Here is a 23,305-nt window from a genome sequence, read left to right as displayed (position 1 = left end):
GTGCGAACTCTACCCTGGAATGGGTTACTCAACCGAAGCCAGCCGTCCTCCTTCTCAGGTTTAGACTGAACGAATCGCACTTCCCAATGCCCAATAAAGCATAACTTCGGCGGCAGCAATGTCTCGATCCTGTTGATAATCACAAACAGCACATTGATGTACTCGAATATCGAGTGTTTTCTTGTGTTGATGTCCGCATTTAGGACAGGTTTGAGAAGGTTTGACTGTACGAGTTGGGACTTCGATAAACACACCACCAATTTGCTCTACTTTGTATTTAATGGCGCTGCGAAGTATTCCAAATCCAACATCGAGTATTGACTTATTCAGTCCAGCCTTCTGCTTTTTGCGCTTACCTTTCTTGAGGGAGTTGTTCATGGGGGAAACCCCCAAGACCACACTGCGTCGCTTTTTAGCCTTACGAGTCATGTTCTTGACTTCTAGATTTTCAGTCGCCACCATGCTGTTACTGCTGGTTATTTGTGTGGCGACTTGATGAACCCAATTCTGTCTCTGGTTAGCAACTTTGCGTTTGAGTTTACTAACTTTGGACTGGGCTTTTTTCCATCTTCTAGAAGCAAATATTTTCTTCTTCCTATTCGGTTGGCGCTTTCGTCTTTTCTCCTGAGATGCAATATTAATTAGATGTTCAGCATTTCGGAAAAACTTAGGAGCAACGACTTGTTGATGATTTTCTCCATCAGTAATTGATAATGCAGTCAGACATCCTAAGTCGATACCAACTGCACCGATGGGTAAAATCTCTGGCTTGAGAATTTGATCTAATATATTGACAGTGATAGAGGCATACCACTTTCCGTGACGGTAAACGATAGTGCAAGTAGTAGGAGTCCCCCAATATTTAGCCTGACCACGCATCTGGATACGCCCAATTTTAGATAAATTAAGATACCCATTTTTGCCATCTGACTCTACCTTGAAACCTGCACAATCTGGATACGTCCAACCTGAATAATATCTAATTGACTTGAATCTAGGACGTTTAGCTAATCCTTTAAGCCAACGCTCAAAAGCATAATCAACACGCTTAAGAGTTGCTTGCAATGCATGACTAGGAAGTTCTTTGTACTCGATCCAAACCTCTTTAAATGCAGGCAAACAGTTTTGCTGCTCAAAGTAATCAACTTGATGATTATATATTTGATATTGATTAAATCTGTTATTTACTGCGGCGTTATACAAGTCCTTTTGGAGCTTTCGGTGATACCGCAATGCATATTGGGTTTTCTCGTTTGGGTATAGCCGAAAAGTCATTCGTCTTGTTGCCACAGTACGTTTTTGTTTCCTCCACAAACCTGGTATATTAGCTAGAGTATATCAGACACGGTTACTTGTCAAATGCTTCCTCGCAAAGGTTCACACGCTGTTTTTTCTATTCACTTGCACTTGGTTTTTATTACCAAAGATCGCAAAAAAGTAATTAGTGTACCAATACTTGAGCGGATGCACGAGATTTTTGCAAATATTTGCATTAAAACTAATTGCATTTTGCTAGAAGTTTCAGGTGAACAAGACCATGTTCACCTGTTGGTAGATTACCACCCAGATAACAATATTTCTGATTTTACTTCTAGTCTAAAATCTGCCAGCAGTAGGATTATTCGCAAAGAATTTCAGGAGCATATTGAAAAGTTTTACTGTAAACATGCATTTTGGTCTAGCTCGTATTATGTAGCTTCAAGTGGTGGCGCACCGATTGATAAATTAAAACAATATATTAAAGAGCAAGATGCACCAACTGAATAAATATGGATTGGTTATTTCCACTTCGTTCCATAACCCCCTCTAATCCCTACCCTACTAAGAGTTGAGGGTAGGGACTGCCGCGATGCGTTCAAAAGTTAAAGAACTGGAGTCAGTTAACAAAAATTAGAATTGCATAAATGCTCAAACCTGAAAAACTTCGTCAAACTAGAAGTAAGGGTTTTGACATTTATCTATGTGCAATTAAATGACTCAAATATTTGTTGCTGCAACGAAAAGAGACGATTATATCCGTGTTGCTCAACTTGTAGAAGTTCAGGCAGCAGGTAGTTTGCTAGTCCACAAGGAAAAGCATACGATCGCTTTATTTTACTCAAACAATACAGTTTATGCAATAGATAACCGTTGCCCCCACATGGGCTTTCCCCTACAAGGAAGTACTTGTAAGGATGGTATTGTTACCTGCCCTTGGCACTATGCCCGCTTTGACCTCGCTAGTGGTGGAACCTTTGATTCTTGGGCAGATGATGTTCCTTGTTTCCCTGTAGAAATCCGTGATGGTGAAGTTTGGGTAAATTTAGCCCCACCAGTTAACCCTCATGCCCACCACCGTCAACGTCTGCAAGACGGTTTAGAGCAGAATATTTCCTTAATTATTGCTAAATCAACGATCGCACTGTTAGATATCGGAGTCAATCCGGCAGAACCATTTCTCACGGGGCTAGAATTCGGTACTCGTTATCACAAAGCAGGTTGGAGTACAGGTTTAACTATCCATACTTGCATGATGAATTTACTACCTTACTTAGATGCAGAAGACAAACCTCGTGCTTTATTCCACGGACTTTCGGCAGTAGCTAATGATAGTGCCGATGCCCCACCACAGTTTGTTGTTCACCCTTTACCCAACTCTAAAGTTGATTTTGTGACTCTCAAAAGCTGGTTTCGCCAATTTATTCAGGTACGGGATACTGAAGCAGCACAAAGATGTCTAGTATCTGCGATTCGCTCAGGAGCAAATTCCCAGCAAATTGCAGATATGCTGTTCTGTGCTGCTACGGATCATCGCTATCTTGATTTTGGGCATACGCTTGATTTTATTAACAAAGCACTAGAAGCACTTGATGCTGTAGATTGGCAAGCATCTGAATCGATTTTGGCTAGCCTCGTTTCAGGTTTAGCTAATGCAGTACGTATGGAAGAATCTAATTCCTGGTGCTACCCTGTAGATTTGGTGGCAATATTGGAGTCGGCTTTTGAGCAATTACCTACTGTATTAAGTGTGGGAAAATCTCGACAAGGAACTTGGTCAAAACCAGATGAATTAGTACCAATTTTATTGGGTGAAGACCCACAAGCGATCGCTGACTCGCTGCTGAATGCACTGCTTGCAGGTTGTACTGAAGAACAATTAGCCAGTGTGGTTACTTATACAACAGCATTGCGAGTAGCTCGTTTCCACACTAACAATGACTTTGAAGATTGGAATTCAGCACACCATCCATTTACTTTTGCTAATGCCGTGCATCGAGGGTTACGAAGAGTACCAACAGTAGAACTACTAAGAGGTGTGTTTGATGCAGCTATGAGTGTTTATTTAAATCGTTTTTTGAATGTCCCACCAGCACGGCTGCCAGAACCCAAAGACACCGTTGAAAATCCTGAAGAATTACTACAGCAGCTACCGGATTTATTAAACCGTCAGCAACAAGTAAACCAGACAGGCCAGTTAGTTGCTAACTATTTATATAGCGGTGGTCGTGCTGAAAAACTGATGGCAATGCTGGGAAAATTGATGCTGCGAGAAAACCGCGATTTTCATGTCATTCAAGAAATAGAAGCAGCTTTTGGTCAGTACTCTCTGTTTAGGGAAACTCCGGCTGGTATTCACATATTAGTAGCTGCATCTCGGTATTTAGCAGCTCATTCTCCCACAATGCGATCTCAAGGACAAACCTATCAAATTGCTGAACGCTTACATAAAGGAGATCGCTTATTTGAGGAATCTTGACTAAAAAATATTTGCACAGCTTGACTAGCTCAAGCTGTGCCATCGCTCTTAAGGTTAGTGGTACGCCATCACTAAATCTATCTGGTGATTTCCCAAGTTCCCTTTAGGGATAATGACTTTTAAAATTAACGATTAAACCAAAATGGAGATGGGGAATACCATTTTATCTGTGAGGATAGTGCCCGGAAGACCCCTCTCGTTCAAGGGAAGTTACCCAAAGAGCAAGAAGTGCTTTGAAATTGCAGCAGGGGTGAAATTGCTAGGCTTTGCACTTGCTGAACAATACCATCTCCCTGAATAATCACCTGGGAACGTGACTGAATTAATGAGTCTGGGATGACGCGAAAACTAGACTGGACAGTTTAGTTTAATTGGGCATTGCCTAGAGAATTTCTGCAACCAATGGGAAAGCTTGTGGCAACAAGTACCGCAGCTTTACTACACTCATGTGAACGTCGCACTTAGTTAAGGATGGATTTGTTTAGAGATGAAATATCTATTTGGTAATCATCCCTAATCTTCTTCAAGGGAAATTGGACAAACTTTGGCTCACCGATGAGATTCCAGTCAAAGGTATGTAGCAGATGAGATGCAAAGATTTTTGTGACTGCGATCGCCATCTGCGCCCCCAAGCAAGCGTGGACACCACCACCGAACGGAATAAATTCGTACATCTTGCCCTCTGCACGTTCCGGTAAGAAGCGCTCTGGAGCAAATACCTCTGGTTCGCAAAAGTGTTCTGACATGATGTGTGCAATCCGTGGCTCTGCAATAATGGTGCAGCCCTTTTTATACAACACATTATCCAGTACTACAGACTTAGTGAGCCGACGGTTAGCTGTAGAACTGGGAGGTAGTGTGCGTAGTGTCTCTTTGATTGTCGCCTCTAGGAAAATCATCTGCTTCAAATGCTCCGGTGAGAAGATGCTGACATTGCTCTTTTCACCTACTACCTGTTTTTGCTCCTCACGTAGCCGTTGCAACACCTGCGGATGTCGGGCGATTTGGTAGATGAGCGAAGATACCAGTCCAGATATCTCATAGTGTGACGCCCACAGCTGTAATAGACACTGATTTACAATAAGTATTTCACTAAATACCCCATCTGGATTTTCCTGCTGGCTGGATAGCATCATAGAGAGAAAGTCTGCTGTGGGGTTAATGGCTCCCTCTGCTTGCCGCCGACGCACCACGACGGCACGCATAAAGTCGAGCAACCCCGCGCGTGCCGAAAATCCCCGCCCGTATTTTGTGAAACGTGACTTCCACTTAAACAGACCATAGAAGCCGTCAAAGTATGTTTTGTACAAAGCTTTTAGCTCTGCCTTGGATGATACAGGTAGCCCTGTAAAAGTAGCGGGTTCAGAATCATCCAAGCTGATTCCCAGCAGCAACGGCACGAGTACATCAAAGCATATCTTCTCTACAGCAGGATAGAGCGCTATTCTGCTAGAGGTAGGCCAGTCCTGGATACCATGCACAATCACCTGATTGATATGAGGAGTGTACCCATCAAGAACACGACCACTCAATCCGGGAGCGAGTGCATTTTTGCGCTGCCGATGCAAATCAGGTCGCTGGAATAGGCTATACTCGCCGAACATATCCATCGTGGTTGATGGCAGTCCAATCTCCGTATATCTCAAGTCCCCATTAAATGCCATTTGAATAGCTTTCGCAGAACCGACAAAGATAGTAGTGCCTCCAAAGACTGCTGTATTGAAGATGGGGCCGTACTTTTCAAAATTTTGACGGCAGAACTGATCTGGATTCGCCATGTACTTGAATGTGTCATCCCACTTTGGCTTTCGTGGTGGAGTGGTAATATCTGGAGGTGGTACTTATCCATCTTCCAGTACTAGTGTTTCTTCGCTGTTAGTATTGTTGTGCATAGCCTTACCAAGCTTAATGTTGTGAAGATGTCCTCATTTTAACTTTGGCAATTAACTAGAGTGGCATTAGCTTGCTTGTAAGGCATGAATATATAGCAACCGCCAAGGCGGTTAGGACGCTAGATGCAGGACATGCTCCATCGCATCGCCTAGACGCTCAAACTGGTCAAGTTGCTTGCGAATCCGACTTTTGAGCCAAGATCAGCATTGCTCAATCTTATTGAAGTCCGGGGAATAAGCAGGTATAGCAGTGGTCAGACAGCTTAGGACATTGGCAAATCTAAGAGAGTTGCTGTCACAGCTATCCATAGTAGACTTGTCCTAACCAGGATGGCAGCCGCTATACTTTCGGTGCGTTACGCTTGGCGGTAACACACCTTACGAAAGTTCTTAAGCAGCGTTTATTCTTTGCAAACCAGTATAAATATTGAACCGTTCTCCGCGCAAGAATCCAATTAAGGTAATCCCGAATTCTTTGGCGACAGACATCGCCAAACTACTGGGAGCGGATACAGAACAAACAATGGGAACTCCAGCAGTTGTAGACTTTTGCAAAATCTCAAAACTAGAGCGTCCACTGACCAGGACAATACAATTATCTAAAGGCAACTCGTCACTGAGCAAAGCTGTACCAATCAATTTATCCAAAGCATTGTGTCGCCCAACATCCTCCCGCAGGTTTAACAACTGTCCTTGAGCATTGAAGGTAGCCGCAGCGTGTAAACCCCCTGTAGCAGTAAAGATACCTTGAGCAGCCCGGAGCTTGTCTGGTAGGCTGTAGATAATCTCAGGTGTTACCGTTGGCCCAAAAGGAATCACTGGACATCCCCGCAGACGCAAAGCTTCAAGGCTAGCTTTACCACACACCCCACAGGCGCTACTAGTGTAGAAATGACGCTCTAAAGGCTGTAAGTCTGGAATCAACCCATCCCGCAATTCTACATTTACGATGTTATGGCGTTGCTCACCATCTACGCAGTAGCTGATACGTCGGATATCTTCCCTGCGGCTAACGACTCCTTCACTGTAGAGGAAACCAGCAGCTAGTTCAAAATCTGCCCCTGGTGTCCGCATGGTTACAGCTACCGTCTTCTGGAGAGGAACAAGGCGAATTTCTAAAGGTTCCTCAGTAGTGAGATGATCTAAACGAGGCCGTACTTGACCTTTTTCCACTACCCAAACAGTGGCTTTGGTCTTGCTTTTAGTTGGCATTGTCATATTTATGAGAGTTGGTGAATTGAAATTTTGATACTAATCTGGAAACAGAGTAATGCTATTTGTATATCAGATGTCAGGTTGATACTCACCAACTACTTTGTGTAGTTGAGCTAGTTCGGCTAGTACAGCATGGCGTAAATAAACCACCCATTCAAAATCAATGAAACGCTTATGCTGTAATCATATTGAATTTTGAATTTTGAATTTCGCCCTGCGGTACCAGGTTTCTGTTTAGGAAGTAAAATGAACCTAAAATTTTTGGCTTTCAGTAAAATTTTATTTGCAATAGTCTTTGTGATTTCCCTTAGTTTTGCAGGATATCTAGTGGGTAATAACATTAGTCAGGGAGTAATTGAAAAATCTCTTGCTAAACAAGTCATGTCTACCTCCACCGTAGGGAAAAGTTCTCGACTACAGACACTTTTAAATGAGATAGTTGTAAAACAAAAAATCCCTGGTGCAGTCATGTATATTACTACACCTAAAGGTTCTTGGTTGGGAGCATCTGGTGTGAATAACTTGTCAACTAAAACCCGGATGAAACCCACAGATGGCTTTGCCATTGCCAGTATGAGTAAAACTTTTATGGCGGTGGTTGTGCTGAAATTAGTGGAGCAAGGGAAAATAGAATTAGATCGGGCGATCGCAACCTACCTACCAAGAGACATCAGTCCTCATATTATTAACAGCGACAAAATTACAGTTCGTCAACTGCTCAACCACACCAGTGGTATTGCTGAATACTTAGAAACAAAAGAGTTTATTCAAGCTACTGCGAAAAGAAGTCGCTCACAGCCTTGGACAGCTAGAGAAGCTATTCGATATATGTACCAAGAACAACCGCGTGCAAATCCCGGAGAAAAATTTATTTATACTGATGGCAACTACATTCTTTTGGAACTGATTGTTGAAAATATAACTAGGGGAACTCTCGCACAAGCAATCCGCAGTCGGATTTTAAAACCATTAGGATTAAAACATACCTTCACGGAATTGCGCGAACCGACAATTGGAGAAGTAGCTACAGGTTATGGCCATCGCCATAAGGATGGTAAGCTAGATAGCTACGCAAAAGTCAATGATGGCAATGGTTTAGGAGATGGTGGATTGGTTTCAACAGCAGAGGATTTAGCCAAGTTCGCCAAAGCGTTATTTGTCAAAAAAACCTTACTTTCCTCGAAGATGATCAAAGAAATGCTGAAATTTAAAGATAATGGCGAAGGTTATAGCTATGGGTTGGGTGTAGAACGCTTTTCATCTCCTTTAGCAAAAGCAATTGGGCATACTGGTACAGCTTATGGCTTCGTAACATTGCTTGCATATTTACCTAATCAAAATACCACCATAATAGTGCTACTAAACAATCAGGATATTGATATTAAATCAGTAGCTAGGACAGGTTTAGAGGTTGTCGAGAATAAATGATCCTAATTAGTAATTATGCTTGTAGGGCTGACATTATAAATTTTCTGGGTCAATATTCAGTTCTCGCAATTTGGCTGCTAGGCGTTCAGCGACTTCTTCAGGTGTAGGAATTAGATTTACTTCCGCAGTTCTACATTTACGATGTTGTAGCGCTGCTCACCATCCACTTGACTCTTTCACTGTAGATGAAACCAGCTGCTAGTTTAAAATCTGTCCCTGGTGTCCGTATTGTTACAGCTACTGTCTTCTAGAGAGGAACAAGGCGAATTTCTAAAGGTTCCTCGGTGGTGAGTTAGTCTAAAGGAGGCCGTATCTGACCTTTTTGTAGCATCCAGACAGTGGCTTTGGTTTTGCTGCTAGTTTGAGTATTCATTTAATAATTACTATAATAATCACAAAGAATTAGTTAAATTTGCTTACTACACTTATGCGCGATCGGGCTATCTTAAAAACCGTATCTGTTAGTCTGCCTTTTGGGATTGGTTCGATGTCTTGGGAAGCTGACCCAACAGAACGTAAAGCTGCTTGGTCGCTGTATGTGGAACTTGTGACCCGTATTGCTGTGCAATCATTGGAAGTTGACCAAGGGTTGGTACGGGAAGCGTTGAACTCTCTCTATAGTTTATTTGGAATTACCCGTGAAGTTCTCAAAGCAGCCGGGCCTGATGTGGGGGGTTCTCGTGATTCCGTGGGGGGAATTGCGATCGCAGTGTTGAATAATGGTTTAAGGCCGTTTTTGGCTAAATGGCATCCATTACTGCAAGCGTGGGAAGCAAAGCGTCCCTTGGGTTTGAGTCCGAAGGAACATGAGCAGAATTGGTCAGAGGAACCGAAGTTGAGAAATGAGTTGGAAGTTTTGCGTGATGGGTTGGAAAAGTATGCGAAGGCGTTGGCGGTAATTGCAGGTGTGGAAGAGTAACTGATGACAAACTTCGATGTGTTTCTTGCTCACAATAGTTTGGACAAGCCTGAAGTTAGAGCAATTGCAGAAGAACTTAAGCGGCACAATCTAAAACCGTGGTTAGATGAGGATCAAATTCTTGGGGGAGACAGGATTCTGCAAGCCATTTTCCACGGGATTTTGCAGTCTAAAGCAGGCGCATTATTTATTAGTCTAAATGGATTGGGAAATTTCCAGGAGAGTATTGAACTAGACACAGTAATACAATCTTTTCTTGAGAAACACAAATCACAAAATTTCCGTGTGATTCCTGTCCTACTTCCTGGTATCAGCGATGTTCCAGACACGTTATGGTATTTGAGGCAATGGCGCTGGATTAAATTCACTCATTTAAATGATGAAGCAGCATTACAAGACTTGATACGTAGCATTAGAGGTCGAAAACCAAATGCACAAGAGCCATCAATAATTAAAATCCTGGATTCACCATTCATAATTCAGCCTCAACCTCCTCAAAACGCTTTAGAACTTCTTAACTCACATCTTGGTGTTCAGCCAAACATTTCAGCCATTGAGGCAGTAGAGCATCTTAAGCCATATCTTGATACTCAGCCTCAACCTACTCAGACAGATGACCTAGCCTCAGAAAAAGGCATCGACTACACCAGACTGCGCGACCTACTAGTAGCACAAGAGTGGGAACAAGCCGATGAAGAAACTTACCAAGTTATGATTAAGGTTTTAGGTAAGAACAAGGGTCACATATTCACCGTCGAAGAGATGAAAAGTTTTCCCTGCACAGACCTACACACTATTGACAATCTGTGGGTAAAACACAGTGCTGGACATTTTGGCTTCAGTATTCAACAGAAAATTTACTTAAGTGTTGGAGATCCGCTTGATGGTGATTTTTACCAAGACATTTGGAGAAAATTTGGCGATAAGATTGGATGGCGAGTGAATGAAATATGGATTTGCGGCTGTGATGAAGACGAAGAAATTAATTTTGATATTTCATCGCCTGAGGGTCATCTTCCCGTAGTAAGCGGGAAACTAGAGGGGAAAGTTATAATTATTTTCTCTCGCATTGACAGTTACTAAATGTAGCATTTAAGGCTTTCAGCTTAACTTAACTGTTACTGCCAAATGCAAGCCTAATGCATCCAGCAAAGCATTTAGGCAATAAAATTCTATTTCTTCTTTCTCGGATAATATCTGTTCGAGTTTTTCATAAATTTGCTTAACTTGTACAGAAAATTGATCAATTCCACCTTTTGCCTCAATCACATTTTTCAGCGCCTTACTCAACATTTTCGGGTCGCCTTCTTCTAAGACAACTTCGATATAAGCTGCTGCTTCTAATGGAGCCTTGAGGTCTTCAATCAGTTTTTCATGATAGCTTGCACTTTTAGGCATTATCTCTACTCATTAAAATCTTTTAAAACCCCGCGATGTCTAACGACAAGCCACTTCTCTACAAGACGCATTCGCGGAGCGTCTACGCATTTTAATCGGAAACTGGTGGGAGCGATCGCCTTTTATAAACTCTCTGGATCAACACCTAATTCTCGCAATTTTGCTGCTAGGCGTTCAGCACGTTGTGTTTCTTGTTCGGCACGTTGCCTTTCTTGTTCGGCGTGATTCGCTTCCCACTGTGCAATTTCTTCAGGTGTAGGCATTAACTGTCCTTCCGCATTGAAATAGCGTAATTGATTTTCATGAACACCCAAGTACAAACTTAGCTGCTGACTCCATAACAATTCTTGTGGGTTGGGTTCTATAGGTTGATACGTACCACCCAACAAAATAAACCCAGCAAATTCTAGATTCTTGGGGTCAAACCAAAAATATTCAGGAGTGCGAAAGATATCTTGGTAAATTTGTTTTTTTAAGCCCTTGTCAATCACTGCGGTTGACTTTGAAAGCAGTTCTATAATCAAATTTGGATATTTGCCGTCTTCTTCCCAAACAACCCAACTATCACGGGGTTTGCGTTCAGTATCCAACACGACAAAGAAATCTGGCCCTCGAAAGTCTTGGGATTTACGCTGGCGTGGACTGTAATAAATGCTAAGATTACCGGCAGCAAAAAAGTCGTTATGGTCTCGCCACCACCAATCAAGGCATTTTATCAATAGCAGCATTTGCTGCAAATGTAGGTATGTTTCCAATTGTGGCTCATTACTTTCTAAATCTCCTGGTGGAAATATAACATCTTCTGGGGTTTCAAAATCTTTGGCGACAGACATGGCTGCAAGTTTTGGATTAATATTAAGTCGAGGGTAGCAGTCGGAAAGCGTTAATATTAGGTTTGCTTTTCTAGGCGTACTACTGCATTATAATCAGGAACTCCTTCGAGCGATCGCTTACTTAAAAATTCTAGGCATTATCACTGACGTTTCGCTCATTTGGAGACAAGCTTCTCAACTTTGGGTAATGTCTGGATATGAGCAAAACCCTTACAGTCACAAATGTTACTTAAAGTTTTAACTTTTATCTTTACTTTTCCATACATCAAAGCAGGCATTTTTGTAAGTAGCAACTTAAGTTATCTATATCTGTCTTATGTAGTGAGTCCTATTCATACCCTAAGTAGAGTTATCCATCTTCATTTTTTCGTTAAGTTATATGAAGATACTGAAAGTAGATTTTCTCATTTCAGTAACTGAAGAAATCAGAATACCCTTAACTTAGTTAGAGTTTTTTATGACTTATACAGTTGATGAAGCAACAAAACCGGCTTTAGAAACTTTTCAACGCTTTGATGTAGATACTCAACTAGCCTTACTTTGGTTTGGTTACTTGGATCTTAAAGAGCAGCTAAAGCCGGCACCTCCTCAAAGGATAGAAGTTCCTGCTAAAGCAGTGTTTGACCTATTTCTGGACTTGTCTCCTGAAGAGCAACTGCAAGCACAACGCGATATTATTAATGGTGCAGCTAACAATATTAGCCAAGCCTATAATGCGCTAAGTGCCAATGCCAGATTAGACGTTTGGCTGCTGCTGGCAGAAGGAATGGAGAATGGAAGTATCATTCAAGTGCCGTCTGACTATCAACCACCTGCTGAAACGGACGAATTTGTTGCATTAATCAAAAAGCTAGAGTTTGAGCAGCGGATTAATTTCATGCTGACTGCGGTGCAAGCAATGGGTTAGTCAAGTCCAAGAACTCTCAATCGCTTTCTAGAATTGGGGATAACTGAAAGTAGCAAATTAAGCTAGACCTGGCTGTTTTTGCTCTACTTTTATAGTGGTTAACTTACAACTACCGCAGAGATGCTCATCTTTGCGGTAGTCTTGATGCAAGTTAATATGGCTAAACTAATTAAGCGTGCCTCTGTTCTTGTTGGCTCAGATAGAATCCACTTTGTCAAGCAGTAGGTTTTGTTTATTAAAACTGGGAAAATGAGACTTGATTCAGATTTTTTCCAACCGCACGATCGCATTATAATCAGGTACACCTTCAAGCGATCGCTTACTTTTATCTAGTAGCACATTCCCTTCTGGCCAATGTACTTGCAAGTTTCCTGACTGAATTGGCGCAATGTAGACTTGACAGAATAACTCGCCTAACTCATTCTTCAGAATTACCTTATCCCCATCTTTTAAACCCAATAGTGCCGCATCAGCAGCATTAATTAGCACAGCCTCTCGCACCGCCCCAGTAATTGCATCCTTGCGTTCCTGCACCATACTATTAAATTGTTTGCCTCGGCGCGTTGCTAATAAGAAATAGCCCTCTGGTAATTCTCTTTGGCGTGGCAATAATACGCCAAAGTGTGCCTTCCCATCCACTGTCGGGAAATTCCAACCAAAGCACAAATGTGACCCGCCATACTGAAATTGATCACCAGCTTGCTGTAAGTGTTGAATACCAGCATATTGCGGGACGACTTGAGCAATTTCTTGGCGGATAGCAGCTGTGTCAGCAAAAGCCAGCTTATCTGCCAAATCTGGCTTTACCCGCCTTGCCAATTCTAAAAAGACTTCCCACTCTGGACGGGTTTCCCCAATGCGTGGCCCCGGAATTTCTGGACTGAAAATTACCCGGCGTTCGGTGTTAGTTTCTGTGACTCCCCCTGGTATTTCGTAGCGAGTCGTCGCAGGTAAAAGCACCACAGTGTCAGCAGGTTCCACCAACATTTGGCTAGAGAGAACAATATCCATGTGTACCCGCAACGGTATTTTTTTCAACGCAGCTTCCACATAATCTGGTTCTGGTAGCACTTCTAAAAAATTCCCGCCCACGGAAAACAACACATCTAACTCTCCCTGATGTGCGGCGTTAATCATTTCTGGAGCAATTAAACCTTTACTTGCTGGCACTTCAAAGCCCCAATGCTGACTCAATTGGACAGCATTTTCTAGAGTGATAGGTTTACCACCAGGAAACACTGTCGCGTAACATCCCATCTCTGCACCACCTTGCACCCCAGAGTGACCGCGAATTGGCATTAAACCGCAGCCTTCCCGACCGACAAAACCTTTGGTGAGAGCTAAGTTAATGATACTTCGCACATTATCTTCGCCGCATTCATGCTGGGTAATGCCCATACTCCAAACAAATACCGCTTTATTAGCTTCTTTAACCATTTTGGCAAAGGCGTACATTTCCTCGCGGGATGTACCAGAAAGCCGCTCTAATCCTTCCCAAGATTGGCTTTCTAACGATGCTTTGAGTTCAGCAAAGCCAACTGTGTGCAAATCTATAAATGACTGGTCTACCCAGTTGTTAGCAATTATATGTTTAATTGTGCCATTCAAAAATGCTATATCCCCGCCCATATTGATTAAGAAGAAGTCTTCGGCAAACTTTGTACCGAAAACGGCACTTTCCACAATTGAGGGCACCCAGTAGCGCTCCATTCCTGGCTCACGGTAAGTATTAATAACTACAATTTTTGTGCCAGCTTTCTTGGCGTAATGGAGATACTTGACAGTAACAGGCTGATTATTGGCAACGTTGGAGCCAATGAAAACTAATAAATCAGTGCCAATCCAGTCTTTATAAGAACAGGTGGTAGCCCCTGCACCAATAGCAGCTTTCAGTCCCGCCGTACTGGGAGAATGGCAGATGCGGGCAGCGTTATCAATATTATTGCTTCCCATTGCCCGCACAGCTTTTTGGGTAGCATAATAAGTTTCGTTGACAGTACCGCGACTGGTAACATAGAAACTGAGGCGGTCTGGTGTAGTAGTGCGGATGCGATCGCTAATTATCCCTAAAGCTTCATCCCAGCTAACACGGCGAAAGCCTTTTTCTCCTCTTTGACGAATCATCGGGTAAGGAAGTCGTCCCAAGTCTCGTAGTTGGGCACTTTTTTGCTTTTGAAACTGCGAAACATCCTCTAATAGCATAGGGTCAAAAGCTGGCATAGTATTCATCCGCAACAGCCGCAACCGGACATTGCAGAGATGGATGCCATCTAAAGTCCAATCTTTCATCCCGGTTGTTCCGAGAGCGCAACCATCGCAAACACCTTTATCGAGAATATTCCACGCATAGGGTAGTTTGTCACGAGACAGCCAGATTGCCCGAAAGACCTCCCAGTAGTTGTTGGGGTACTGTTCGCCAATGCCAAAAGGTTTCCAACTTGCCCAGTGCTGAGGTGTCCAGTGCTTTTTGGGTTTAGGTAACATGATGCAGTGTGTGAGTTGCTGGATTATTTAAGGCTACCGTTTTAAGTAGCATTTAAGTAGCATTACCGTTAATTTGACCAAAATCAACATCACAAAGAAAAATTCAAACACAAATGCGGGGATTTCCCGATGTTGTTGGATAGAAAATCCCCACAAGTAGAGGCATATTCATGGCTTGATGAGGCGTTCTTCTGACTGGCGGTATTTGGTAATTAACTTGCGTTGTTGTCGGCGTGGATAAAGCAGCATAGTTGCTAAGGGTAATCCAGTTCCTGCTAGTGCCAGTAGAATGTAAAGATTGAGAAGTCCGACTAGACAACCAATTCCAATGCTGGTTCCTAATCCTGCTGTAAGTAGTAACAAAAATACAGCAGTAAACTGATTCTCCACATCTGCAACCACAGCCACAGCCGCAACCACAGCCACAACCACAGCCACAAACCCAATTACAGCCGTAACCACAGCCCCAAAGCCACCCACAGCCACAACCCCTATCAAAAACCTAACTCCAGCCCCAACCCCAGCCACCATCACAACCCCAACTAAAAGCCCAAACAAATCATCCTCACCCTTTAACACAGCCTCAAACCCAACCTTAAACCCTAGCAAAAACCCAACCCCAGCTCCAACTAACCCAACCTTAACCCCAGTCCTAAACCCAGCAACATTCATAGAAAAAGTTATAGCTATAGATGCTATAGCACAACTTAAAAGCCAAACAGAAAGCCCAGTATAAGGAACTTTTCGCCTTTCAATCAGCAGAGGGGCAGTTTGTACTTTCACATTTAAATAGTGAACTTCAGGATAAGCATTGGTATGCAACAGCATCTGACGTTTATACAACTTGTCAGCCATCAATTGGCTAGTATCCACTTGCACACAACACGCAGTATTATTACTACTAAAGTTAGCTGGTTCTACACAAATCCAAGGGTGGGAGCCTGGGGTATGTGGTGGGTCTTGAAGATGAGGCGCGACTTCCCATTTACCTTGTAGCACTGTATCTGGGATTCGATTCTCAATCGTAATAGTTTGTGTTAGCTTTTCATCTAACCAAGTTGCGGTGAACTCCAGCACCAATTTACTCAACTCAACTTTAGGGGCACGAAGGACATCAAGCGGCTTCAAGACTTCTAAAGCTGTTTGTGCATTAGCAAAACGGTCTTTAAGCTTAGGTTTAACCATCAACTCCAACCAGTTAATAAAGCGGAGATTTAACTGAGGTAACAGATGACGGAAGTTGATGAGATAAGGGTCATCATCATCTGTTAAGTTTTGAATCTGCGTTGATTTTGTGCCTGTGAGCAGACAAATCAATGTTGTACCCAAACCATAAAGGTCAGAGGCTATTGTCGGCTGGCGCAATTGCTCTGGGGGAATAAAACCAGGTGTGCCTTTGAATACGCTGCTACCAGATACTTCTTCGCTACCAACACGACTCATGCCAAAGTCAATTAAATAGACATTGAGTTGGTCATCCACCAGAATATTTTCTGGTTTAATATCTCGATGGATGATGGGAGGAATACGATTTTGCAAATAAACTAAAATCGAGAGTGCATTGACAGCAATTTGTTTAATTTCCTCAGCCTCAAAACTGCGCCTGAGTGCCAATGTCGGGGCGTTTTTGTATTCTTGAATCAAACAAAAGCCATCAGATGTTTCAAACCCACCCAAATATTTAGGAATACCAGGGTGATTAAGTCCCTGTAGCACTTGAATCTCTCGCTCATGTGCTGTGAAAGCTGACCAATTAGAACCAAGTTGAGCAAAACAGAACTGTTTCACTACCACCTGTTGACTTGTATTGAGGTTTGATACCAACCATGTAATCCTTCCTCCTTCTCGATTCCGCCCTAATTCGTTAATGACTTGATAGCCTTGTGGGGAAAAATCTGGATAGCTCATAGTCTGCTAGAAGCTAGTTAATATTAATTAATGCACTATATTAAATTTTTTAGAAGATGTCAGAAAATTGACAACATAATTGTGATTTTTTTTGAATAACAAAGACCAAATTCAAAGAATTTATCAAATTCATCAATGGAAAATAAATCTTGTAGAGAGTGCATGGGGCTGGGAATGAGAAAGAGTGAAGGCGCTATTTATTCCCATCAAGCATGGCATCGCGTGTCAGCTTCTCTTGTGGGCACAGTAGTCCAAATAAAAATCCCTGCCACTGTGGACAGGGATAGTAGTTTTTAGCTAGGGCTTGTCTCTTAGTACAGTTTTGCGTAAAAGCGTAGCGTTTTTAACGCGGGAGAACGCATTAACATTACATTGGGATGCATTAGCATTGCAAGGGGACGCATTAACAATGCCTCCCCTTGCATTGGCATTGCAGAAAGACGTATTAACATTCTATTGGGAAGCATTGGCATTGTAGAGGGACGCATTAACAATGCATCTTGATGCATTGGCATTGCAACGTATTGCCAAATTTAATTCGCTACGAATTAATCAAATGCTGTACTTAGCTAACAAAATCTTTGTGGGCAGCGACAAGCATCTGAGCCTGCCTTAAAACGTTTCCAAATAAATAAATAGGAATCTGCCAAGCTGCAACGGTAACTTGTTTGACTAGATCCTGTACACTAATTGCGATTAATTCATGCTCTGGCGGCTCTCCCTCAATTGTACCAGACCAAGTAAAAGCTAATAAGAAATCATCGTCTCCAGGTAAGGATGCAATCAAGCATTCTTCTGGTGTTGGCTGGCAAATAATTCCATAATCATTTGCAAGTTCTACTAGTTTTTGAAACTTGTTTACGTTCGTCATCTGTCCTTTGGATGTAATTTAATCTAGTTTTAGAAGAAATCATATTTTTATCTCCAGAACTCAAGCTAGTTGCTCTATACCATAAATTACGAATTATTAATTATTCGGTCAGAGTTAGGAGTTACTGGAGATGGATCAGGCTTAAGTCCCAAATCTTACCGCGATCGCTTGGTTATATCAGCAACAATTGCTACTTTTTTAAAAAAAGCTGAACTACCTACTTTTTCAGTTGACCGTATTTACATACACCTCCCTTCGTTAACATTTGAATATTGATGCCCTAATTTCACCCAGGCTGAGGGAGTGAATTGAGAATTGCCATCGCTTTTGGGGGAACATCTATAAACCGAAGCAGAAAAAGATGATCGTCAACATTAGATTGTTGGCTCACCTTGGCATAGATATATTCTTCTTCTGTAACCAGTTTTGCTTCAATCAATCACTTGAGTTTGAGATTACTCAAGAGTTCTAAAGAATGTGGCGATCGCAGTTATGCCCCTTTTTCAAAGAGGCTAATCAATGAACCATGAAATACTGTTACCACGGCATTTTTTCCCTGTAAAATAGTGTATTCCACAGGTACTTATTGATTGAGAATGATTATTTTGATATTATCTTTAGTCAAGAATAAATTATATTGACCGCCAATGCCACGAATTTCACAAATTTTCACACGGTGTTTCATTCCCTGATGTTCTATTTGTAATTATCCAGCAATTTGGAGGTTAATATTGGCATTCAAAATCTTTACTACTTCTTCAGAGGGCAATTGTTCAGAAATAGCTGAGAATCCTTTTAAATCAGACACGAGAACCGTAACTTTTCTCCGTTCTCCCCCAACTTTAACCCAGAAGGAGTTTCCAGGATATTGGCGACTTAGATAGCGAATGAGGGTTTTTCGCATCTCGGTAGCGCTTTGAGCAATATACTGAGTGAGTGCGATGCCTGCGGCGGGCTACGCCTACGCAGAACCTACCGTAGTCGAATGGAGAGGGGCAGACTTGAAATAAGTAGGTAGGCGTAATTCAATATAAGATCAAACCTCACCCTCAATCCCTCTCCGTGAGTTCGGAGAGGGAAGCCGGAGGCAGGGTGAGGTTTTATATTTAATTTGACTCACTTACTTAAAGCTCAAGACAGGGAGAGGTTCATCCAACTCACGTTACCTTAGAAATTAGTCATACAATCTTTAAAAACTAGGGTGAATGTTAAAGGAAAACGGAAACATGAGGATAAAAATCTTCAGAAGCATCTTTGGTGCTGTCAACTTAGCCCTAATTTCTGGAGGATTAGTTAGTTGTGTTGTTGAAGTACCGCGGCCAGTTGCTCCAAATGAGCAACAAAAACCAGTCCTACAATCTACCCAACAGCCTAACCAAGTAAAGCAGAACGACAAAAATGACGATGACAAACATGGCGATCGCAAGAATGATCAAAAAGACGACAAACATGGCGATCGCAAGAATGATCAAAAAGACGACGATAAACAAGATAACGACTAAATAAAGGCAAAAATATCACCTTTTCTTTGAGTTTCCATTTATGCTTATCCCACAAACTTCTACTTCCCTAATCGATACTTTACGCCTCCGACGGCAACAACTAGCCAACCTGATTAATTTTCCCGTAATTCTCTGGTCAGGTAGCAACAGTTCGCGCAACTTTCCAGCAAATGCTTTTCCGTTTCGCGCTAGCAGTCATTTTCTCTACTTCGCCGGACTGCCATTATCAAAGGCGGCAATTCGTCTAGAAGCGGGCAAACTAGAACTATTCATCGACGATCCCTCACCCAGCAGCGCCCTTTGGCATGGAGAAATGCCAACGCGTGAGGAAATAGCCCAGCAGATTGGGGCGGATGTGGCTCGACCAATGGCAGAATTAGAGTCTTGGATAGAAGATGCCGCGACAATTGCTGTACAAGATGCCGCTACTTGGACGCAGCAATCGCAGCTATTAAATAGATGGGTTTTACCACAAAGTCCTCCCCAAGGAATTGATTTGGAGTTAGCTAAGGCGATCGTTACCCTACGCCTCACCCACGATCAAGCTGCATTAACCGAGTTGCGAAAAGCTGCTGCTGTCACCGTTAAAGCACACAAAGCTGGTATGGCAGCAACACCTCAAGCCAAGCTGGAAGCAGAAGTTCGTGCAGCGATGGAAGGGGTAATTATTGCCCACAATATGACCACCTCATACAACAGTATTGTCACCGTTCACGGTGAAGTTTTGCATAACGAAGAATATCACCAGCATCTACAACCAGGTGATTTACTGCTTGCCGATGTTGGTGCTGAAACCCAGACGGGTTGGGCAGGTGATGTCACTCGCACATGGCCAGTTTCCGGTAAATTCTCATCAACCCAGAGAGATATTTATAATGTCGTATTGGCAGCCCATGATGCTTGCATTGCCAAAATACATCCTGGTATAGAGTATGGGGATATTCATTTGCTAGCTGCCACGGTCATAGCTGAAGGTTTAGTCGAGTTAGGTATTTTACAAGGAAATCCCCAAGATTTAGTAGAGATGGATACTCACGCGCTGTTTTTCCCTCATGGTATCGGTCATCTATTGGGTTTAGATGTTCATGATATGGAAGATTTGGGCGATTTAGCAGGGTATGAAGAGGAACGTGAAAGGAGCGATCGCTTTGGTTTAAGCTACCTGCGTTTAAATCGTCCTTTGCGTCCAGGAATGTTAGTCACAATTGAGCCTGGTTTTTATCAAGTACCAGCAATTTTAAATGACGTCAATCTCCGCTCAAAATATCATAATATCGTAAATTGGCAGCGTTTATCTGAATTTGCCGATGTGCGCGGAATCCGCATCGAAGATGATGTTTTAGTTACAACAGAAGGTAGCGAGATTTTAACAGCCGCATTACCGACTAGTGCCAGTGCTGTAGAAGATTTAGCTGATTAGATTAGATGTAGAAACGTTGCAATGCAGCGTTTCTACAAGGCTTTTGAGGGTCGAAGTAGTCGAAACTCGTCTCGGATTGCTATATATTGAAGAAACACTTTATAAATCTTAATAATGACAGTAACTACACGCCAGTTTGCAACCCAAGACGCTTTTGAAAAATTCTTTTGGAATTGGCAGGGCTACAAAATTCAGTATACTATCATGGGTACAGGGCGACCTTTGATTCTGGTTCACGGCTTTGGTGCTTCCATTGGACACTGGCGGAAAAATATCCCAGTTTTAGCTAATGCTGGCTACCAGGTATTTGCCATAGACCTTTTAGGTTTTGGTGGTTCTGATAAAGCGCCCATTGATTACAGTATGGAAGTTTGGGTGGAACTTCTGAAAGATTTTTGCATAGCACATATACACGAACCTGCTGTATTTATTGGCAACTCCATCGGCGCACTTTTGAGTTTGATAGTACTGGTGGAACATCCAGAAATTGCTGCTGGTGGTATTTTAATTAACTCTGCGGGTGGGTTGAGTCATCGTCCCCACGAATTGAACCCGCCGCTACGGATTGTCATGGCAGCTTTTAACAGGTTTGTGCGATCGCCAATTACAGGTAAATTTGTCTATAACCGCATCCGCCAAAAAGCCCAAATTCGCCGTACCCTCTACCAAGTTTACCGCGATCGTGAAGCCGTCACTGATGAATTAGTCGATTTACTTTATACTCCCTCTTGCGATCCAGGAGCGCAACAAGTTTTCGTCTCCATTCTCACAGCCCCTCCTGGTCCAAGTCCAGAGGAACTATTGCCCAAAGTTGAACGCCCCCTTTTAATAATTTGGGGTGCTGACGATCCCTGGACACCAATTACCGGGGCAAAGATTTACGAAGAGACGCGTGAGAATGGCAAAGAAATCAAAATTATTCCCATTCCTAATACTGGTCATTGTCCCCACGATGAGGTTCCAGATGTTGTTAATGCCCAGATTATCGATTGGCTGGCGCAAAGATAATAATTTCGTCCCTAAAGGCAAAAAGGCTTTGTAGCAAGAACTCCAGGTTTTATACCACCAGAGGAACAGTTTGGTCACAATACGGTTCAGATAAGCCCAAAAAATATATTGCGTAGGTTGGGTTGAGGAACGAAACCCAACATTTTCGGGCATTTGTTGGGTTTCACGACCTTCAACCCAACCTACAATTATCCTTAACTGAACTATATTGAGTTTGAACTTATTACTAAATGGGCAGTGCGTCCTGACGATTTGCGGCGTGCGCTTTTAGATCACGATCCTCATATTATCCATTTTTCTGGACATGGTGGAGGAAATCAAGGTTTAGCCTTGGAAAATAATAGAGGGCAAATGCATCTGGTGAGTACAGAGTCACTGGCAAGGCTATTTAAGTTATTTAAGGACAAGATTGAGTGTATCTTATTAAATGCCTGCTATAGCGTGGTGCAAGCTGAGGCAATTTACCAACAGATTAACTGTGTAGTTGGGATGAATCGGGCAATTGGCGATCGCGCCGCAATTAAATTTGCGGTAGGCTTTTATGATGCACTGGGCGCTGATAGGTCGTATGAGGATGCTTACGAGTTTGGCTGTAGCGCTATTGACTTAGAAAGTATTCCAGAGTCTTCGACCCCAGTGCTGAAAAGTCGGAACAATCCTAAAGGTGATATCTCTGCTAACGAAACTATTCCAGATAACCAGAGAAAACTAGCAGTCTCCTTAGAAAATCCAGAAGGACAGGTATCTCTAAACTCTGCCTTCTATGTCGAGCGATCGCCTATTGAGGTAGACTGTATATGAAGCGATTCTTCAACCAGGGGCTTTAATTCACATCAAAGCTCCCCGGCAGATGGGCAAAACTTCGCTCATGTCGCGGGTTCTCCATCATGCTAGTCAACATGACTATCAAACAGTATCCGTGAATTTCCAATCAGCCGATGCAGAATCTTTTGGTAATTTAGATCAGTTTTTGCAGTGGTTTTGTGGCAGTATTACTTACGAGCTGAATCTACCCGATAAATTAGACGAGTATTGGAAGGGTATTTTAGGTAGCAAGAATAAATCTACAAATTATTTTCAACGGTATTTATTACCCGCCATTAATAGCCCCATAGCTTTGGGTTTGGATGAAGTCGATGAAGTCTTTAAGCATCCCATAATTGCTGCTGATTTTTTTGGATTACTACGAGCTTGGCATGAGCGGTCAAAGAATGAGACAGTTTGGAAAAATCTCCGGTTAGTAATTGTGCATTCTAAGGAAGTTTATATCCCACTCAATATAAATCAGTCGCCTTTTAATGTGGGTTTACCCATTGAGTTGCCAGACTTCAATCAAATACAAGTACAAGATTTAGTACAATGTCACAACCTCAATTGGTCTAACTCACAAATTGAAGAATTAATAACACTGGTGGGTGGTCATCCTTATTTAGTGCGGGTAGCGCTTTATGAAATTGCCCGTGGTAGGATGACGCTGGAAAATCTGCAAAAAATCGCTGCACGCTGCAACAGAGGAAAGCCCTTACAGTGACCATCTTCGCCGTCATTGGCTGAATTTGCAAGAGGATGCAGAATTGCTGGCTGCGGTTAAACAAGTGATGACAGCAAATCGCCCCGTGGATGTAGGCACAAGTGAAGCGTTTAAACTCCGCAGTATGGGGTTAGTGAAGTTTCAAGGCAATGAAGTGATACCTCTATGTGAATTGTATCGTCAATATTTTTGCGTAGGCGTAGCCCGCCGCAGGCATCGCTTGGGAATTAAAAATTAAAAAACTACATTAAGA

Annotated in this window: 21 protein-coding genes and 1 pseudogene; 12 read left to right on the top strand and 10 right to left on the bottom strand. The window is 42.5% G+C overall.

The genetic code is table 11. From position 1 onward, the window contains the following. Positions 1-60 precede the first annotated feature (60 nt). Entirely contained in the window at positions 61-1,275 is a 1,215-nt protein-coding gene (locus V7K36_RS03780) for an RNA-guided endonuclease InsQ/TnpB family protein (RefSeq protein WP_442948434.1), read from the bottom strand. 84 nt (positions 1,276-1,359) lie between these two features. Here V7K36_RS03780 and tnpA point away from each other — a divergent pair, with 84 nt between their 5' ends. Next, a complete protein-coding gene (gene tnpA / locus V7K36_RS03775) occupies positions 1,360-1,767 on the top strand; it encodes an IS200/IS605 family transposase (RefSeq protein ID WP_335113331.1) in 408 nt (135 codons plus the stop codon). A 205-nt stretch (positions 1,768-1,972) separates the two neighbouring features. Continuing rightward, on the top strand, positions 1,973-3,736 hold the full coding sequence (locus V7K36_RS03770; RefSeq protein WP_335113329.1) for a Rieske (2Fe-2S) protein: 1,764 nt from the start codon (positions 1,973-1,975) through the stop codon (positions 3,734-3,736). Between the two features lie 461 nt (positions 3,737-4,197). On the opposite strand, the gene V7K36_RS03765 is transcribed toward V7K36_RS03770, so the two are convergent. Beyond that, positions 4,198-5,514, bottom strand: coding sequence for a cytochrome P450 (locus V7K36_RS03765; RefSeq protein WP_335113327.1), 1,317 nt, complete (start codon positions 5,512-5,514; stop codon positions 4,198-4,200). A 504-nt stretch (positions 5,515-6,018) separates the two neighbouring features. After that, positions 6,019-6,846: a formate dehydrogenase accessory sulfurtransferase FdhD gene (gene fdhD, locus V7K36_RS03755; protein WP_335113325.1), complete on the bottom strand. Its 828-nt coding sequence runs from the start codon at positions 6,844-6,846 to the stop codon at positions 6,019-6,021. Between the two features lie 243 nt (positions 6,847-7,089). On the opposite strand from fdhD, the gene V7K36_RS03750 reads away from it, so the two are divergent. Continuing rightward, on the top strand, positions 7,090-8,271 hold the full coding sequence (locus tag V7K36_RS03750; protein ID WP_335113323.1) for a serine hydrolase domain-containing protein: 1,182 nt from the start codon (positions 7,090-7,092) through the stop codon (positions 8,269-8,271). 33 nt (positions 8,272-8,304) lie between these two features. Here V7K36_RS03750 and V7K36_RS33990 read toward each other — a convergent pair. Further along, positions 8,305-8,400, bottom strand: a pseudogene (locus tag V7K36_RS33990) (Uma2 family endonuclease); the annotation flags it as partial. Between the two features lie 298 nt (positions 8,401-8,698). Here V7K36_RS33990 and V7K36_RS03745 point away from each other — a divergent pair. Together V7K36_RS03745 and V7K36_RS03740 are read left to right on the top strand one after the other, a co-directional pair. Then, entirely contained in the window at positions 8,699-9,190 is a 492-nt protein-coding gene (locus V7K36_RS03745; protein ID WP_335113337.1) for a hypothetical protein, read from the top strand. Positions 9,191-9,193: 3 nt separating this feature from the next. Continuing rightward, complete coding sequence (locus tag V7K36_RS03740; RefSeq protein WP_335113321.1) at positions 9,194-10,273, top strand: GUN4 domain-containing protein; 1,080 nt, start codon at positions 9,194-9,196, stop codon at positions 10,271-10,273. 18 nt (positions 10,274-10,291) lie between these two features. On the opposite strand, the gene V7K36_RS03735 is transcribed toward V7K36_RS03740, so the two are convergent. Both V7K36_RS03735 and V7K36_RS03730 read right to left on the bottom strand, forming a co-directional pair. Then, positions 10,292-10,588 (bottom strand): helix-turn-helix domain-containing transcriptional regulator, encoded by a 297-nt coding sequence (locus V7K36_RS03735; RefSeq protein WP_335113319.1) that lies wholly within the window; start codon positions 10,586-10,588, stop codon positions 10,292-10,294. 122 nt (positions 10,589-10,710) lie between these two features. Beyond that, on the bottom strand, positions 10,711-11,421 hold the full coding sequence (locus V7K36_RS03730) for a Uma2 family endonuclease (protein WP_335113317.1): 711 nt from the start codon (positions 11,419-11,421) through the stop codon (positions 10,711-10,713). Between the two features lie 457 nt (positions 11,422-11,878). On the opposite strand from V7K36_RS03730, the gene V7K36_RS03725 reads away from it, so the two are divergent. Beyond that, the gene (locus V7K36_RS03725) at positions 11,879-12,328 is read left to right on the top strand and encodes an orange carotenoid protein N-terminal domain-containing protein (protein ID WP_335113315.1); all 450 of its coding nucleotides are present in this window, start codon (positions 11,879-11,881) and stop codon (positions 12,326-12,328) included. Between the two features lie 261 nt (positions 12,329-12,589). Here V7K36_RS03725 and V7K36_RS03720 read toward each other — a convergent pair whose 3' ends face one another. The 4 genes from V7K36_RS03720 to V7K36_RS03705 form a co-directional block, all read right to left on the bottom strand. Then, positions 12,590-14,812 carry an FdhF/YdeP family oxidoreductase gene (locus V7K36_RS03720; RefSeq protein WP_335113313.1) on the bottom strand — a complete coding sequence of 741 codons (2,223 nt, stop codon included), beginning with the start codon at positions 14,810-14,812 and terminating at the stop codon, positions 12,590-12,592. A gap of 168 nt (positions 14,813-14,980) precedes the next feature. Then, positions 14,981-16,720: a serine/threonine protein kinase gene (locus V7K36_RS03715; RefSeq protein WP_335113312.1), complete on the bottom strand. Its 1,740-nt coding sequence runs from the start codon at positions 16,718-16,720 to the stop codon at positions 14,981-14,983. Positions 16,721-17,285: 565 nt separating this feature from the next. Beyond that, on the bottom strand, positions 17,286-17,591 hold the full coding sequence (locus V7K36_RS03710; RefSeq protein ID WP_334831709.1) for a hypothetical protein: 306 nt from the start codon (positions 17,589-17,591) through the stop codon (positions 17,286-17,288). A gap of 706 nt (positions 17,592-18,297) precedes the next feature. Next, positions 18,298-18,495: a hypothetical protein gene (locus V7K36_RS03705; RefSeq protein ID WP_335113310.1), complete on the bottom strand. Its 198-nt coding sequence runs from the start codon at positions 18,493-18,495 to the stop codon at positions 18,298-18,300. Between the two features lie 322 nt (positions 18,496-18,817). Between V7K36_RS03705 and V7K36_RS03700 the strand changes: the two genes are divergently transcribed. The 6 genes from V7K36_RS03700 to V7K36_RS33975 all read left to right on the top strand — a co-directional run bounded on the left by V7K36_RS03700 (position 18,818) and on the right by V7K36_RS33975 (position 23,290). After that, positions 18,818-19,093 carry a hypothetical protein gene (locus tag V7K36_RS03700; RefSeq protein ID WP_335113308.1) on the top strand — a complete coding sequence of 92 codons (276 nt, stop codon included), beginning with the start codon at positions 18,818-18,820 and terminating at the stop codon, positions 19,091-19,093. Positions 19,094-19,133: 40 nt separating this feature from the next. Then, positions 19,134-20,513, top strand: coding sequence for an aminopeptidase P family protein (locus tag V7K36_RS03695; protein ID WP_335113306.1), 1,380 nt, complete (start codon positions 19,134-19,136; stop codon positions 20,511-20,513). Between the two features lie 114 nt (positions 20,514-20,627). After that, positions 20,628-21,521 (top strand): alpha/beta fold hydrolase, encoded by an 894-nt coding sequence (locus tag V7K36_RS03690; RefSeq protein ID WP_335113304.1) that lies wholly within the window; start codon positions 20,628-20,630, stop codon positions 21,519-21,521. A gap of 237 nt (positions 21,522-21,758) precedes the next feature. Further along, positions 21,759-22,322, top strand: coding sequence for a CHAT domain-containing protein (locus V7K36_RS33985; protein WP_442948433.1), 564 nt, complete (start codon positions 21,759-21,761; stop codon positions 22,320-22,322). A gap of 49 nt (positions 22,323-22,371) precedes the next feature. Next, a complete protein-coding gene (locus V7K36_RS33980) occupies positions 22,372-23,052 on the top strand; it encodes an AAA-like domain-containing protein (RefSeq protein WP_442948432.1) in 681 nt (226 codons plus the stop codon). A gap of 25 nt (positions 23,053-23,077) precedes the next feature. After that, positions 23,078-23,290 (top strand): AAA-like domain-containing protein, encoded by a 213-nt coding sequence (locus V7K36_RS33975; protein ID WP_442948431.1) that lies wholly within the window; start codon positions 23,078-23,080, stop codon positions 23,288-23,290. Positions 23,291-23,305 lie beyond the last annotated feature (15 nt).

The sequence above is a fragment of the Nostoc sp. genome (assembly GCF_036919555.1).
In the GTDB taxonomy this organism is placed as follows: Bacteria; Cyanobacteriota; Cyanobacteriia; order Cyanobacteriales; family Nostocaceae; genus Nostoc.
The sequence above is the reverse complement of the archived record's forward strand: the minus strand, read 5'-3'. Positions and strand labels throughout refer to the sequence as shown.